14 protein-coding genes are annotated in these 15454 nt (G+C 45.4%); 6 read left to right on the top strand and 8 right to left on the bottom strand.

Translation table 11 applies throughout. The annotated features are described in order from the left end of the window. Positions 1-45: 45 nt before the first annotated feature. The 3 genes from LDL35_RS08200 to ppk1 form a co-directional block, all read right to left on the bottom strand. Complete coding sequence (locus LDL35_RS08200; RefSeq protein ID WP_304021491.1) at positions 46-645, bottom strand: hypothetical protein; 600 nt, start codon at positions 643-645, stop codon at positions 46-48. 178 nt (positions 646-823) lie between these two features. Then, complete coding sequence (locus LDL35_RS08195; protein ID WP_304021488.1) at positions 824-1303, bottom strand: hypothetical protein; 480 nt, start codon at positions 1301-1303, stop codon at positions 824-826. A gap of 26 nt (positions 1304-1329) precedes the next feature. Next, positions 1330-3477 (bottom strand): polyphosphate kinase 1, encoded by a 2148-nt coding sequence (ppk1, locus tag LDL35_RS08190; RefSeq protein ID WP_304021486.1) that lies wholly within the window; start codon positions 3475-3477, stop codon positions 1330-1332. 135 nt (positions 3478-3612) lie between these two features. Here ppk1 and LDL35_RS08185 point away from each other — a divergent pair, with 135 nt between their 5' ends. The 4 genes from LDL35_RS08185 to LDL35_RS08170 are packed head-to-tail and all read left to right on the top strand — an operon-like array spanning position 3613 to position 8529. Next, positions 3613-4380, top strand: coding sequence for a DUF169 domain-containing protein (locus LDL35_RS08185; RefSeq protein ID WP_304021484.1), 768 nt, complete (start codon positions 3613-3615; stop codon positions 4378-4380). Next, positions 4377-5216: a hypothetical protein gene (locus LDL35_RS08180; protein WP_304021482.1), complete on the top strand. Its 840-nt coding sequence runs from the start codon at positions 4377-4379 to the stop codon at positions 5214-5216. The genes LDL35_RS08185 and LDL35_RS08180 overlap by 4 nt, the downstream gene beginning before the upstream one ends. Before the next feature lie 53 nt (positions 5217-5269). After that, positions 5270-6967 carry an ATP-binding protein gene (locus LDL35_RS08175; RefSeq protein ID WP_304021480.1) on the top strand — a complete coding sequence of 566 codons (1698 nt, stop codon included), beginning with the start codon at positions 5270-5272 and terminating at the stop codon, positions 6965-6967. Beyond that, positions 6964-8529, top strand: a complete 1566-nt coding sequence (locus LDL35_RS08170) for an ATP-binding protein (protein ID WP_304021478.1) — start codon at positions 6964-6966, stop codon at positions 8527-8529. The genes LDL35_RS08175 and LDL35_RS08170 overlap by 4 nt, the downstream gene beginning before the upstream one ends. On the opposite strand, the gene LDL35_RS08165 is transcribed toward LDL35_RS08170, so the two are convergent. The 3 genes from LDL35_RS08165 to LDL35_RS08155 are packed head-to-tail and all read right to left on the bottom strand — an operon-like array spanning position 8530 to position 11608. Continuing rightward, positions 8530-9240 carry an ABC transporter ATP-binding protein gene (locus LDL35_RS08165; protein ID WP_304021475.1) on the bottom strand — a complete coding sequence of 237 codons (711 nt, stop codon included), beginning with the start codon at positions 9238-9240 and terminating at the stop codon, positions 8530-8532. Continuing rightward, positions 9240-10448, bottom strand: a complete 1209-nt coding sequence (locus LDL35_RS08160) for an ABC transporter permease (protein WP_304021472.1) — start codon at positions 10446-10448, stop codon at positions 9240-9242. Before LDL35_RS08160 ends, LDL35_RS08165 begins: the two co-directional genes overlap by 1 nt. Positions 10449-10450: 2 nt before the next feature. Continuing rightward, the gene (locus LDL35_RS08155; RefSeq protein ID WP_304021470.1) at positions 10451-11608 is read right to left on the bottom strand and encodes an S-layer protein; all 1158 of its coding nucleotides are present in this window, start codon (positions 11606-11608) and stop codon (positions 10451-10453) included. 545 nt (positions 11609-12153) lie between these two features. On the opposite strand from LDL35_RS08155, the gene LDL35_RS08150 reads away from it, so the two are divergent. After that, positions 12154-12753, top strand: coding sequence for a hypothetical protein (locus LDL35_RS08150; protein ID WP_304021468.1), 600 nt, complete (start codon positions 12154-12156; stop codon positions 12751-12753). A gap of 57 nt (positions 12754-12810) precedes the next feature. Here the strand turns inward: LDL35_RS08150 and LDL35_RS08145 are convergent, their stop codons facing one another. Continuing rightward, complete coding sequence (locus LDL35_RS08145; RefSeq protein ID WP_304021460.1) at positions 12811-12972, bottom strand: hypothetical protein; 162 nt, start codon at positions 12970-12972, stop codon at positions 12811-12813. Positions 12973-13342: 370 nt separating this feature from the next. Here LDL35_RS08145 and LDL35_RS08140 point away from each other — a divergent pair, with 370 nt between their 5' ends. Beyond that, positions 13343-13930 carry a HAMP domain-containing sensor histidine kinase gene (locus LDL35_RS08140; RefSeq protein ID WP_304021457.1) on the top strand — a complete coding sequence of 196 codons (588 nt, stop codon included), beginning with the start codon at positions 13343-13345 and terminating at the stop codon, positions 13928-13930. Here LDL35_RS08140 and LDL35_RS08135 read toward each other — a convergent pair. Then, entirely contained in the window at positions 13925-15187 is a 1263-nt protein-coding gene (locus LDL35_RS08135) for a PAS domain-containing sensor histidine kinase (protein ID WP_304021455.1), read from the bottom strand. The genes LDL35_RS08140 and LDL35_RS08135 overlap by 6 nt on opposite strands. Positions 15188-15454: the final 267 nt, after the last annotated feature.

Raw genomic sequence — 15454 nt, 5'->3', positions numbered from 1 at the left:
TTGGGGCTGCACTTACTGTCACCAACCTAATAAAAATAGTAAGCTTTAAATATATAAAGATCTTTCGGTTAACTTAACCGCGTAACTCATATAATCATCATAAATCCTGTAGGTGGTCTGGATCAGGTACTGGTGGTCAGAAGTCGGCTGGTATCCGAATATTCTCCAGGGATTATCTGAATCAAACCCACGGACCGCCCGGTCAAGCCGGAACGTATCATTCATCCGCATGTCGGTAATGGTCTTATAAAAAGGTCCCCATTTGCTGAAATCAAGGTATAATTCTTTTTTATTGGTAGAATACTCTGCGACCCCTGAGGTATTGATCAGCATGATATCAATCCGGTCCTGGTATGCCGGATCGATGCGGGTTATGATATCATCAAAATTCATCTCAAAAGGAGTTCTGTTTGACCGCTCATACTCTTCGAGAACCAGGTTTGTGACGGTAACCAGGGGCTTTTTATATGTTGCCTCCCAGAGCATCTGCCCTTTGGTTATTCGATCCGATGCACTCTTCAATCCCAATTCTGTCTGATTAAGGTCCTGCCTGAATCGTTCATCAATCTGCTTTGATGTCTCAATATAATAATATCCGGTGACCGAGATCAGGGAGATGAAAATGATACCGATAAACAGAATCATGAGGTTCCTTTGTAGTGAACCTTTTGAATGAGGCAGAATTTTTGGTATCATATGATTCAATATCCAACGTGGATCTCTGTATACTCCGGTGATATCCGGTTCTGACAGTCTATGTCAGTCTATACTTTTCACTTGTCAGTATATACTGATAAATCTGTGGTACTAATCAGTTCATGTCTTATATCTTCACAATGATCAGGTACAGAACAAGCAGCCCGGCAAGAATTCCGATGATAATGAGAGGAATGTGCTGTTGATATGATACGTGTCTTGCAGATTCATATGCTTGTTTTAACGCCTCATAGTTCCCGGAGAGTTCATGAACCTTCTCCTGTATCGGATGTAAGAGACCCTCAATATCAGAAATGGTGGTATTTCCTGATGCAAGTGAATCTGCCATTTTTGAAAGGCCTTTATGAACCGCAGTCAGTTCAGATCTCAGGTAGATAATCTCATCATCTTTCATTGCAAGTATCTTTGAAAGAGATTTGACTTCCTGTTTCAGATGTTCGGTCTCATTATCGTTTTTTTGGGCCGTAACGGTACGAATCAGCCTGGAAACAGCCTCCTGGCGGGTGATGCCAGACCGTACCGCCTCTTCATCAATATATGCCAGAATCTCCTCAGGAAGTCTTTTTTCAATCTTATCTAATCCCATTCTCCCCTCTTCTTTATCATATGTATTTATCTGGCCGCTTCTTTCACGAGATTTCTGTTCCAGACTCCCCGGTTTTCTATCAGCCACTCCTGTGCCTGCATCCGCTCTCCGCTCCCTTTGCTGATCCTGACATAGGATCCATCGGCCTGCAAAATCCGTGTCTTCACGGTATCATGCAGATGGACCGGAAGTATCGTATTGATGATCTCATCCCTGATACCCGGATCAAGGACAGGGTAGAGGACTTCAATCCGCCGTTTCAGGTTCCGTGGCATGAGATCTGAGCTTCCCATCAGGACCAGGGGATCCCCGCCATTATGGAAGTAGTAGATCCGTGTATGCTCCAGAAATCTCCCTACAATGGTGGTGACGGTAATATTGTCGGATATTCCTTCAATCCCCGGTCGCAGACAACAGATCCCTCTGACCTGCAGATGAATCTTCACTCCCTCCTGTGATGCCCGGTAGAGTGTGCGGATAATTCCTGCATCCTGAAGAGCGTTTAACTTAAAGATAATTCTGCCATCTCCATGTTCCTTCTGCCGCTCAATCTCCTGTTCAATAAGCCCGGTTATCCTTTTTTTAATCCCTCCGGGAGCCACGAGGAGGTGATGGTACGCACTAAACTGTGAATATCCGGTCAGGACATTAAAAAGGTGGGAAACATCTGATCCAATCTCTTCATTTGCGGTGAAAAGTCCGATATCAGTGTATATCTTGGCGGTTACGGCATTGTAGTTTCCTGAGCTCATGTGTACATACCTGACAATCCCGCTCTTCTCTTTTCTGACCACGAGGCAGAGTTTTGCATGGACTTTGAGCCCCATGATCCCAAATACCACATGAGCACCTGCCCGTTCAAGTGCCCGTGCCCATCCGATATTATTCTCTTCATCAAATCGTGCTTTCAGTTCAACCAGGACAGAAACTGCTTTTCCATGTTCACGGGCATCCAGCAGGGCCTGCACGATTGGAGAGTTCGTCCCGGTCCGGTACAGGGTCATCTTAATAGCCAGAACATCAGGGTCATGTGCTGCGGCCTCTAGAAACTTAATAACCGGTTGAAAACTCTCATAGGGATGAAACAGAATGATATCCCGCTGTTTTATGGCATGAAAGATATCAGGATCCCGCTCCAGACGGTCAGGCACAGACGGGGCATATGGGGTATCCTTCAAATCAGGCCGGTCTATGTTCATCATGCAGAAGAGATCTGCAAGCCCAACCGGTCCCCTGACCCGGTAGAACATATGCGGGTATTTCGCAAGTTTTGCCCCCATCATATCCACGATAGCAGGTATCATGTCCTCCGCTATCTCTATCCTGACCGGGGTTCCGATCCACCGTTTGCTGATCGACTGTTCGACTGCACTTAAAAGATCATCCGCTTCATCCTCTTCAATCTCAATATCCGCATCACGGGTCACCCTGAACGGGTATGCAGCCACAATCTCCATCCCGGGAAAGAGGAGGTCAAGGTTATCTGCAATGAGATCTTCAAGGAATATAAACTCCTGTCTTCCGGAGAAATCTTTCCCGTCTGGATTGGCCACAAGTTCAATCAGGCGGGGGAATAAGGTATTCGGGATTTTTATCCTGGCAAATAAATCCTCCTGTGTTCCCGGACGTTTGAGGATAACTGCAAGATTGAGTGCAAGGTTGGATATAAACGGGAATGGATGCGATTTGTCAAAGGCGAGTGGTGTCAGTACCGGAAATATCTCGCGGAAAAAGTATCTCCGAAGCAGTTTACGCTTTGTTCCATCAAGAGTTGATCTGGTATGAATAATGATTCCCGCTTTCTGTAGTGCAGGGATTATCTCCTCAGACCATACCCGTGACTGCTCATTGAGGAGGGGAACAAGGTCCTTATTTATCCGCTCCAGTTGCTCCATCGTTGACAGACCATCGGGAGGGAGCTTTAGGACTCCCTCTGCCAGTTGATGATGCAGTCCGGATACCCTGACCATGAAGAATTCATCAAGATTATTGGAGAAGATGGCCAGGAATTTTATCCGTTCCAGAAGGGGATGTGTTGGATCCTTTGCCTCCTCCAGGACATGCTCATTAAATCGTATCCAGGAGAGTTCACGATTGATATACAATGCCGGATCAGATAATAATGAGCATGCCCGATCCGGGTAATAGTCCTCAGGCTCTTGTGACTGATCCATTATACATGAATTCTATCAGGATATGATAAAGGTTGAGTGTCTGAAAAAAATCCGGAGTATCTGAGAAAATACCCCTCATCCCTGATCCGTTCATCCTCCAAAACTGGTATATTGTCCTGCGCAGAAGAGAGATATATGGACACTACCCTGAAACAGGACTTTCTTCGCCGTTGGGACCAGTATTTTCCTCTAGAGCCATTACCGATAACTTTTGAACTCTCTTCTGATCACCGGAATGTACCGATGGCACGTTCATCTGATGGATGGAGATGTTTTGTCTGTGATCTGACCAAAGTCCGGAATGGATCTGCTCTTGTCTTTGATTCCACTTCGATCCCCTGTAGAGGAGGGAAACGGTATTGTGGGTATGAGCCGGAGTTGTTTCCTGATTTCCGGTACTTTCTCTCCTATGGAATTGAGGGGAAGCTTGAGGGTGAACGGTATAAAAAGACCCCTGAACTGGTTGATGAATGGCAGGAAGATATCCACATTATTCCCTCCACCGGGAAATATCTGATCTTCAAACGATGGGACCTTCTTGATGAAGAGGACAATCCTGATGTGGTCATCTTTTTTACAAGAGGCGAGACTTTGTCCGGGCTCTTTACCCTTGCAAATTATGACCGTGCCGACCCGTTCGGGGTTATCATGCCGATGGGGGCGGGGTGTTCATCCCTTGTTTATTATCCCTGGCATGAAGGACGGTCTCACGATCCAAAAGCGGTTGTTGGTATGATGGATCCTTCTGCCCGGCCATGCGTCCCGCTGGATACCATGACATTTGCGGTCCCTATAAAAAAGTTTACCCGGATGGTCCGGGACATGGATGAGAGTTTTCTCATCACTCCGACCTGGGAGAAGGTAAAGAAGAAGATGCATCAGAGTCAGCAGAAATACCGGTGAGTATCAGAACAGGAAACAATTTTTACCCGGGTGCTGAAACAACCAGTATGAACTACCCTTTCCTCCTCTTTGTCATGGCGGCTTTGATCGTTCAGGTAGCTGGTGCTGATATGTCTGATTCAGAAAATTATGTAACTCACTGCCTCTCATTTCGGCAAGCCATTCTTGGTTCTCTCATGGATATTGATGAGAAGGCGGCAACCATATCGCTGCAGCTTGCGAACCCCGGTATCCGTAGTGAAGACATTCCCCCTCTTTTGTCCTCGATAACATCTGACAATCCTGCAATTGTGTTTGCAGCCCTGATTTCCCCTGAAGGAATTATTTCTCATATATCAGATGAGTCGTATACGTCCCTGATTGGAACTCGCGTTCTTTATGATTTCCCTTATGATCAGCAAAGACCCGGTATCTTCAACCAATCAGTCTACGAGATTCCTTTTGGGACCGGTCACATAACATCTTCAGGAAGGGATGTTGTATGGCCTGTCCGGACAGGTCAGGGGATTCTACATCTCATGATTCATCTGAATGATGAGAATTTTGGGGAGGTTGCAGCGAAAAGAGCGGGTTTAAACCCGGATGAATTTGCCGTTCTCATGGACAATGATGGGAATGTCCTTTGGTGTTCTGATTATGACGAACTCAATTCAGTTCCGCCTGATAATGTGCTGACAGAATTTCCAACATTCCGCGATGTAAAAGATCTTGTCAGGTATGCATGGACCGGGAGAACGGTATATGATGTCTGGAACAGCACGGGAATTGTCAGGACCGGGGCATGGTCAGCAGTTTTGGTGTATGATCAGGTGTACCGGGTCTTTGTTGCCGGCTGATTTACCCGTGAGTCCTGATAGTAGAAATATCATGATAACCAAAGTGATATAGAATGGCCGGAAAGAGAATCCCCTATGGCATAAGTAATTACCAGACCATCGCCAGAGAGGGATATCTGTACGTCGATAAAACAAGGTTCATCCGCGTTCTTGAGGAGAATCCTGAACCGTTTGTCTTCTTTCTCCGGCCACGAAGATTCGGAAAGAGCCTCTTTGTCTCTCTTCTGAGTAATTACTATGATCGATTGCAAAAAGATAACTTTGATGAGTTCTTTCCCAGGACCGACATCTGGAAGAGTCCGACTCCGAAACGAGGGTCATACTACGTACTCAGTTTTGATTTCTCCGGTATATCAACTACCACAGAACAGGAACTTGTGGAGAGTTTCAGTCGTAAAATCCAAAACTATCTGAATCTCTTTCTTGCAAAATATGATATTCCCATAACTCTTCAGACCCATTCATCTCCTGCTGACGTGTTGGCAGAATTTTTCTCTCTGGTATCTACCCGGATTGATGGACAGATCTATGTCATCATTGATGAGTATGATCATTTCGCACAGGAACTCCTGGGATTTGACATACACCTCTTTCACCAGAGCCTGGGTGGGAATGGATTTATCCGAAAATGGTATGAGGTATTAAAAGAGGCGACGAAGACAGTAGTTGGCAGGATTTTCGCAACCGGTGTATCTCCGATTACGCTTGACAGTCTTACCAGTGGATTTAATATTGCCCGTGACCTGACCAGAAGTCCGAGACTCCATGAGATGATGGGCTTTACTGAATCAGAAGTTAATATGCTCATCCATGAGGCACTTCCTGAAGAGCTCATATTTCCCGGGATGAAAGAGACCCTCCGGGAGTATTATGATGGGTACTGTTTCAGTGAAGATAGTACATCCCGTCTGTTCAATAGTGATATGGTCCTCTATTATCTCGCATTTTGTCTTGAACGGCAAAAACCGCCGGAAAAACTTCTTGATTCGAATATTATCAGTGACTATAGCAAGTTTGAAAAACTGATGCGGATTAAAACTCCGGTTCAGAATTTTTCGGTTCTGTCACGGATAACCACTGAAGGTTCTGTTTCAGCGAACCTTACCGAGACCTATACTCTTGATATCTCTTTTTCTGAAGATGATTTCATCTCGCTTCTTTTTTACCTCGGGCTATTGACAATCCAGGAATCACTCCCTGGAAGAGTAAAATTAAGAACTCCGAATTATGTTATACACGGTCTGTATCACGATTTCATGTTACAGATGATCTCACGGGAAGTTGGATTGGACATCCAAAGCAGGGTAATTGCAGATGCCATATACCAGATTGCCTACTCCGGGAAGTGCGATAAACTGATTTCCCTGGTTGAAGAGGTTCTTCATGCGTTTTCAAACCGTGATTATATCGGCTTTGATGAAAAATACCTGAAAATTCTCATATTCGCCTATGCCCATATGAGTACGCTGTACCTGGTAAAATCCGAATATGAGGTTGCTGGTGGATATATCGATATTGCGTTCCTGCCACGGGAACCCTGGCATCCGGATTACTATGCTCTTTTTGAGTTGAAATATATTAAATCAGGTCAGAGTTCACCAGAGGCAATACATAAGGCATTGGAAGATGGAATAGAGCAGATGAGACGGTATGGATTATCACCAGAATGGGCAGCTCAGAAAAAGGTGAAACGCTGGGTTCTTGTCTTCGCCGGTGATCGGTGTGTACATAACCGGGAGATAAGTTCGTGAATTCATCTGCACCGGGTCAGAAACTTCCCATCGGTATCCAGTCATTTGAGAAGATGAGGACCGAAGGGTTTGTATATGTGGATAAGACCCCTTTCATCGCCTCCCTTGTAGAGAATGGATCATATTATTTCTTATCCCGGCCACGGCGGTTTGGAAAAAGTCTCTTCATTGACACCCTTGATTGTGCCTTTTCCGGACGGAGGGAACTCTTCAAAGGGTTGTTCCTTGATGATCCGAACTCAAAGTGGGACTGGACCCGGAAATATCCTGTCCTTCGAATAGACTGGTCTGCATTTCCCGTCAGAACTCCTGATGAACTGAGAGCAGGGATTTTTGAGATCATTCATGAGTGGGGAAGGAAATGGGACTGTTCAGCTTCTGAAGGGTCATTGTCTGGAAATTTCTCGCATATTGTCAGGTCAATATATGAATCAGCCGGAGAAAAGGTTGTCATCCTCATCGATGAATATGACAAACCAATTCTCGATACTGTCGAGGATGTTCAGACTGCAATCGGAATGCGGGATATACTCAAAGATTTTTATGGGGTATTAAAATCTCTCGATCCATACCTCAAGTTTGTCATGCTCACCGGTGTCTCCAAATTTGTGAAGACCGGTATCTTCTCAGGCCTGAATAATCTGAATGATATCACCCTTGATAGTGCATACTCCGGGATTTGTGGGTATACTGAAGATGATATCTCCACTCTCTTTCATTCCTGGCTTTCCAAATATTCAATAGAACAGGTTCGTGAATGGTATGACGGGTATTCGTGGACTGGTGAACACGTGTATAACCCGTTTGATATCCTGCTTCTCTTTTCAAAAAAAGTATTCAGACCCTATTGGTTTGAAACTGGAACTCCCTCTTTTCTCATAAAACTATGGTCTCTGCATCCCCGGTTTCCTGCTGAATATGAGGGGCTGATTGCAGGAGATGATCTTCTTGGTTCATTTGATCCTGAGCATATCAGGCTTGAAACCCTCCTCTTTCAGGCAGGGTACCTGACGATCAAAACATGGTCCTCGGATCCGGTGAGAGGGTTTACCTGTGTTTTGGGGTACCCGAATCTTGAAGTCAGAACTTCCTTGAATCTCTTATTTTCTGAGGCTCTTCTTGGATATTCTGTATCAGAATCCCGGGTCCGACTATATGAGATTCTTGAAGGGGGACAAGTTGATCAGGTAAAAGTTCTCATAGAGTCACTTTTCGCCTCGATTCCCTATGACTGGTACCGGAAAAATCAGATATCCGTATTTGAAAGTTTTTATGCAAGTGTATTGTACTCCTGGTTTGCAAGTCTTGGGTATGAGATAATTGCTGAAGATATGACAAATAAAGGACGAATTGATCTGACAGTAAAAACACGATCCGGCATCTGGATCTTTGAATTTAAAGTGTCTGACGTACCTCCTGAAAAAACTATAGCCCTTAGGCAGATCCAGAGCAGGGAGTATGTTCAGAAATATCGAGCCGATCCCCGGAGGAAATATCTGGTTGGCATCACATTTGATCCAAAGTCCCGTAATATTATTCACTTTGAATCAGAGATCGTCTGATCATCTATCCGACTCACCATCCCGTCTTCTCATTTTACACGCCTTTTCATCCTCGATACGTCCATCCTTCATATAAAGTACCCGGCACATGTACTCCTCATGCCAGTCTTCATGGGTGACCATGATGATGGTCTGTCCGAATTTTTCATTCAGATCACGAAAGAGATTGAGAATTGTTCGTGATGTATTCGAGTCAAGGTTTGCACAGGGTTCATCAGCAAAGAGAATACGGGGGCGGTTGATAAGAGCCCGGGCGATGGCGACCCGTTGCTGCTCCCCGCCTGAGAGTTCATACTGCCGGTGATGAATACGGTGACCTAGGCCCACTTCATGTAAGATCTGCTCGCTGTCTTTCAGGTATTTATCTGGCGAAATCCCCCTGGCCATGGCAGGAAGAACCACATTCTCCTGCACCGACAGTTCAGGGACCAGGGCATAGTCCTGAAATACGTATCCGAGCCGGTTCAGCCGGAAATCACTCTTCTCCTCTTCATTCAGCGTTCCCACCGGTATTCCATCAATAGTGACCGTGCCTGTGGTTGGTTCATCAAGCAGACCCAGGATATGAAGCAAAGTTGATTTTCCACTCCCGGAAGGCCCCATGATCCCGACGAACTCTCCGCTCTCTATTCTGCAATTCACTCCCTGAAGAGCCCTTACCTCCACGAGCCCCATCTGATATATCCGGGTGACATCAGTTACTTCTATCATCACTGCCCCCTGATGGCATCAAGAATGGGTTCGTTCGCGGTCTTCCATGACGGGATAAATCCGGATATCAGCGACACCAGTGCCAGGCTGATGACACTTCGGATGACCGGGCCTGCTTCCACCACCGGATACACCGCCCCTCCGGGAAATACAAGCGGGTTGATTGTCAGGTAGGCAACAAGACCTGAGCTGAGTGCAAGACCGAGCAGAATACCGCAGGTTGCAATGATCAGAACCTGAATGATGTAGGAGTAGATGATGATCTTTTTGTTAATCCCGATTGCTTTCAGAATCCCTATCTGGCGCCGTTTATTGATGGTATTAATGAATATGACAATGAAGATGACCACGATTGCGATAACCAGGCTGACCATGGTTGAGATGGCATTAATTATCTCAAAACTCCGGATAGCATCATTCACAAATCCCTGTCCTTTCTCCTGGAATGTCCGTATCTTCTCAGCAATGCCATACTCCATCAGGACTTTTTTACACCGCTCTTCTTCCCCGTTCTGACTGAGTTTTACCAGTATCGATGTGGCCGTATCAGATATGCCATATACCTGGTTTATCTCCTTTAAGGTCACAAATCCGTTCCGGTCAACCCCGAATGACCCGGTATCTAAAATCCCCTTTACTTTCAGGGTTTTTTTCACCCCGTTATTAAAGGTCACGAGAACGGAGTCCCCGGCTGTGACTCCCCCGAGTGAATCGGTCTTATCTTTCCGTTCATCTATATTGCCGGCAAGCTGAGCACCAAGCAGGATACTGTCACCATCTCCCTCTGCAAGGAATTCACCCTCTTTCAGCCTCGTATGCAGGAGTGTCACTTCCTGTTCATATCTGGGATTAAACCCGACTATCTGTCCGGAGATCTGGGTCCCATGATAATTGTACGTCGCTCCTGCTGAAAACCGGGGTGATGTTCCGGTAACATCTGATATCTGGGAAATCTTCTGTTTGACCTCAGCCACACCGGTGATATACAACGTGTTCTCCCGTGGCTCAATGACCAGGTTCCCGTAATTGTAGTTGATTGACTGGCTGTTAAAGTTGACAACAACCCCTGATATGATAGAGGGGAGGAACACCAGGTTTACAAAAACCAGTCCCATGATCGCAACGGTGAGGAGAAAGGTGAACCGGTTCCCCCGCTGGATTGAGCGGATCGCAAGGAAAAAGGCGACGGAGAGGGTATGTCCGGTCATGATCAAAGCTGACGCTGCCGTCTCCAGGAGAGGAATCCTAAACCTGCCAGGACGACCAGAATCAGAATAATTACCATGCCGGACCCGTTTCTTTCGCCCACAAAGACGTGAAGCGGTATTACCTCTTCATGGATCCCGAAATCGTCCTTGTATGTAATTGTCAGGTGAAACGGAATGTCTCCCGCCTGTGTTGCTTTCAAAGTAAATACCGCCGGTGCATCATTATCAGGCCCGATGGTTCCGACAAATGCCTCTTTTGTTCCATCAAACGGAATATCAAGGCTTGCTCTTACTGATTTTGCCTTATCTGTTCCGGTGTTCTCAATTCTGCATACCAGGCTGAACATATCACCGACAAAGATCTGCTCAGGATCCAGGATCTGTTTTGCAATCCCAAGTTCTCCGGTCCCCTGGATGAGAATGCCGACCTGCTCATTCTGCACAAGTCTTGTTCCGTCTGCATTCAGGTAGGAGATGCGCACCGGTATCTGCCTGATGCCTATAGGAATATCATTGTCAGACTGGAATGAGAGTGTCACGGTTTTACGATCTCCGGATTTTAACTCTCGGATAAACTGCCGTTCAGGACTTTGTGACGAAAGTGAGGTATTTGGTGTGATAATCTCGACGATGATATCATGGGCGGTTGCAAGCCCCTCATTCTGCAGATCAAGTGATATATCAAAGGCACTCCCCGGAGTGATGTTCACCGGAACAGACCGTGAAAGACGGATGGATGGCTGTTTGATGAGGGTATGCCTGGTGTTTACATTGACAGGTACCGGGTATTTCACGCTCTCTGCTCCCCTGACCCGAATCCAGACTTCAGGAAAGTAGAGTCCTTCACGGTCCGGAGCCTGAACAAGGAAGGTCAATGTTGTAGACTGGCCTGGGCCAATCTCTCCGATGTCCTGGTACCATCCGGATAACACGGTAAAGTCGGTGGTCTTGAGTATTGCTGATTCGATGAAGGCATTGACCGGGACCGTCTTTGACTGTGCAGCCATATCTCCCTGACTGCCCTGTTCGGTTGCTGTCTTTGATGCCTGTATGGCCGTATTTGCAAGTGTCACCTCGATGGTCCCAATATCATGAGGAAGTATGACATCTGGTGATATTTTGTATCCGGTAATGATAACCGTGGGATCTGTGGATGCCACACAAAAAGCAGGTACAAGTATCAGCATGAGGGCCAAAATTAGGAAAGAGAAAGCGAATTTATTCCGTCTCAGGGGCATATATCTCATATGGGCATATATCTACATAAAAATTTGGCTTGTCTAAAAAACCTTTCAACAGTGTTCATTCAGACAAACCCTTAATTTCTGTACAATTTCTGGAGATTGGAATGTACAAAATCCGGGTATGTCCATTGGTCTGTGAAACCACGCATTATTCTCTCTCTTGGATTTTTGTGGGGGAAAAATGGGTAATTATGAATATTATCTGATAATACCTTAAATTTTGAACCTTTGATCAAAACTAATTATTTCGTGGTGAATTACCCCGACTCTTTTCGTTCATCCTGACTTTGAGAATTGAAGGAAAATTCCTATTCTGATACTAAAAAAATATAAAATATGAGGTTCTATAATCTGGTAAGTCACTATTGATGTATTGGTGATATCCGGCATTCAGGGGCCGGAATGTTTAAGAAAATTTAAACTACACTATTATACGTCATTAGACTCATGGGGGGATCATAATGGTCATAAAACCAGCTACCAAAAAGACAACTTCCAAGAAACCAGCCAGCTCCAAGACCACATCAAAGGCACCGGTTGCAAAATCGGCAGCAGCAGAAATTAACCTTCAGAAGGTTATTGATCTCCAGGCAAAACAGATCCTGAAGATGGAAAAGATGATTCAGTCCCTGGATGCTGAAGTAAAAGAGATCAAAAAACAGGTGACGTCTGAAGAGAAACCGGCACCGGTTGCATCAAAAGCAAAAACACCGGTAAAGTCTGCAGTTAAGTCATCAAAATCGGTATCTGCTGTTTCTGCCAGAAAGACTTCTGCACCGGCGAAGAAACCTGCCAAGGCACCGGCTGCAGCCGCGAAAAAGCCAGGATCACAAGCAGGATCAAGATCTGCTCTCGAAGACATTATTGAAATCCCAAAAGAGATTGCAGACCGGATTAATGCACTCACCCAGGCAAAGAAGGTCACACAGACTCAGCTTGGAAAAGAGACCGACCTTTCACAGAAGAAAATTCATGAGATTGCATCCAGAAAAGTCCGTGATCTCAATAAGGATATAATTGCAAGACTGACTGCGGTCATCAAGAAATACGAAGCAAAATAATCTGCTTCCCTATTCAATATACCTTTTTTTCTTTTTTGCTAAGAGTACTTCGTGGTATCAGAATTCGATCCTATTCGTTCCCATGAGTCCGGATTCTATGGGGATTGTGGATGACGGTTCAAGTTTAAAGAGCGATACAGTAAGATTCCTCTCTTCAACCTGTTTGTCAGCGGCAATTCTCTGCTTATCAAGGAGGATATAGGGGACAGAAGGTCGCATATGCAATAAGTCCTTGTGGCATCTTGCCGATGGCATCATAGATATAGGAAGGTATCTCCCAGGGTATTTCTCTGGTGTATAATACCAACGGGATATTCGCAGGAATAGTGTTAGATTTGGCGGGAGGGAATCGGGAGATATTGAGATATATTTACTTATTTGCACCTGTCTTCCTAAATATGAACAATAATGTTAGTAGTTCATCAAGCTGGCTGGCAGGATTAGTAATTTAAATCTGCACCTGGTCTGAAGGTGCTATGGAAGTCTGTTCAATTACTGACAAACGAATACACTTTCCCATAGATAAAGCCGATATATCCGGCTCCTGACCAGTCTAACCAGGCATGATATTTTAAATCTGATCAGTTCCGTGAGTGGGTTTTTAGATCTTGCAAACTCTGAAGCTGATCCAGAAAAGGCACGATATTATCTTTCCCGGTGTAAGGATGCTGGAGAACGGATGGAGGTTACTATCGGGTTTACAAGAGAGTATGAGAATTTTGGTATTGTCTCATCCGGATGGGTGAATGTATCATCGCTTGTCAGCTCTGCCAGGTCAGAGATCTCTCCTGTAGATGTCAGCATCGAATCCCAGATCTCTCCCGCACTTGAGATATATGCCGATCCTATCATTCGGAAAGTATTCTCAACCCTTCTTGAAAATGCAATCCGTCATGGAAAGACTATCTCATATATCCGGTTTGCAGAAGAGATTCGGGAAGGAGATTGTATCATCATCTGTGAGGATGACGGGATTGGCATACCTGGTGCTGATAAGGAACATATTTTTGATCACGGGTTTGGCAAACATACCGGAATCGGCCTCTTCCTCTCCCGTGAGATATTATCGATCACCGGTCTTTCTATCTGTGAATGCGGAGAAGAAGGGAAAGGGGCGAGATTTGAGATAACGGTGCCGGGAGGGAAGTTCAGAATGAAAGAGAAGACTGGATTATGAGTGCTGCTCCACCCGGTATAACCCAGACTTTGCGGTTATCTCAAATCGTGCACCCTGCCCGAATACACCTGTCTCCCGTATCGTAAGTCCGGTGATCCGGAGTATCTCCCGAATCAGATATAACCCAAGCCCCGTATTCTCTCCGACACCTCTTGTGAATATCTCCTCTTTCCGACTATCCGGGATCCCTCTCCCGTCATCTTCGATGCTCAGAATACAGGTTCCATCCTCTATCCGGTACCAGAACCTGATATATGTGATATCCGGACCAGCATGACGCAGAGCGTTCTCAAACAGATTATATAGTGCCCGGTTAATTAACGGATCTGCATATAAAAAGAGACCCTGACACTCATTGATTATCGAAATGACCTGTTGATGCTCCTCCTCCATGAGTGATGTAATTATCTCATCGATATCGTTCCACCGTGGCTTTCCACTCCCCAGGCTCTGGTAGGTACTGGCAAATCGTATCTGTGCAGAAATCCCTTCACTAGCCTTCATTATTTCAGAAAGCCATCTCTTCTGCTCATCACTTCCCGGTTCTGATAATGCCAGCTCTTCGGATGCAAGAGATATTATCGAATTTTTATTGGCAATATCATGCCTGGTAATGGAATCGAAGATGACAAGTTTCTCATACATTCTCTCAATATCTTCCTGGTATTGCCTGATATCGGTGATATCCACGGTCGTTCCCATAGCCTTGAGGGGAGCATTATCTTCCCATGATACCACCTTCCCGGTGACCCTGAGCCATCGGTACGTTCTGTCTTTCGCCCTAAACCGTATCGGACTCATGATTCGATCCGGGCCTGCCTCATCCCGCAGGTCCTGAATCATGGCTTTGAACTTCTCCAGGTCATCAGGATGGATATAGGAGAATACCTTATCTATGGAGATTGAATGATCCCATCCCCGGTTGTCCCGTCCAAGATTCTTCCAGAATCCTCCGCCGATATGAAGTGAATCTTTCCTGATATCAAACTCCCAAATCCCTTCCTCAGCAATATCAAGAGCCATCTGAATATCATGCTCACTCTTCTCCAGTTTCTCCTGATAAAAACTGATAATCCGGATTCCCTGGATGATGAGAAGAATCAGAAGAAGTGAGATGATAGTCGTGGCAATAAGGATCAGATACCCGGTATTCACAACGGACTTCAGTCGGTTCTCAATGACTTCCTTTGAGATATCAACCCCGACGATGGCAACCGTCTGGCCGGTTGAGTTTTTAATCGGGGCAAAGGCCGACATATACGTGCCCCATTCATCTGAATAGTAGGTCTTTCTCAAACTGACCTTTTCAAACCCGGCAAATGCTTCCGGGGGAGCATCTTCATAGATATATCCGATCAGTGGCTGCGTAAAATCATTATGGCCATATTCACTATCGGTAAGGAATGCTAGTTTATCCCCTTTTCTGGTAAGACAGTATCTCCGAATGAATCTGAAACATCCATTGGAAACTAAACTATTTCTTCTGTAGTGATTTTTTCGTCAACGACATTCAACGAAACTTTA

Source organism: Methanospirillum hungatei, from assembly GCF_020216685.1.
Lineage (GTDB): Archaea > Halobacteriota > Methanomicrobia > Methanomicrobiales > Methanospirillaceae > Methanospirillum > Methanospirillum hungatei_B.
This window is presented reverse-complemented; position numbering and strand designations above follow the sequence as displayed.

Excerpts from the sequence above, each read along its gene's own strand:
- LDL35_RS08200 (WP_304021491.1), bottom strand. The coding sequence starts at position 645 with ATGATTCTGTTTATCGGTATCATTTTCATCTCCCTGATCTCGGTCACC.
- LDL35_RS08195 (WP_304021488.1), bottom strand. The coding sequence starts at position 1,303 with ATGGGATTAGATAAGATTGAAAAAAGACTTCCTGAGGAGATTCTGGCA.
- ppk1 (WP_304021486.1), bottom strand. The coding sequence starts at position 3,477 with ATGGATCAGTCACAAGAGCCTGAGGACTATTACCCGGATCGGGCATGC.
- LDL35_RS08185 (WP_304021484.1), top strand. The coding sequence starts at position 3,613 with ATGGACACTACCCTGAAACAGGACTTTCTTCGCCGTTGGGACCAGTAT.
- LDL35_RS08175 (WP_304021480.1), top strand. The coding sequence starts at position 5,270 with ATGGCCGGAAAGAGAATCCCCTATGGCATAAGTAATTACCAGACCATC.
- LDL35_RS08165 (WP_304021475.1), bottom strand. The coding sequence starts at position 9,240 with ATGATAGAAGTAACTGATGTCACCCGGATATATCAGATGGGGCTCGTG.
- LDL35_RS08160 (WP_304021472.1), bottom strand. The coding sequence starts at position 10,448 with ATGACCGGACATACCCTCTCCGTCGCCTTTTTCCTTGCGATCCGCTCA.
- LDL35_RS08150 (WP_304021468.1), top strand. The coding sequence starts at position 12,154 with ATGGTCATAAAACCAGCTACCAAAAAGACAACTTCCAAGAAACCAGCC.
- LDL35_RS08145 (WP_304021460.1), bottom strand. The coding sequence starts at position 12,972 with ATGCGACCTTCTGTCCCCTATATCCTCCTTGATAAGCAGAGAATTGCC.
- LDL35_RS08135 (WP_304021455.1), bottom strand. The coding sequence starts at position 15,187 with ATGTCGGCCTTTGCCCCGATTAAAAACTCAACCGGCCAGACGGTTGCC.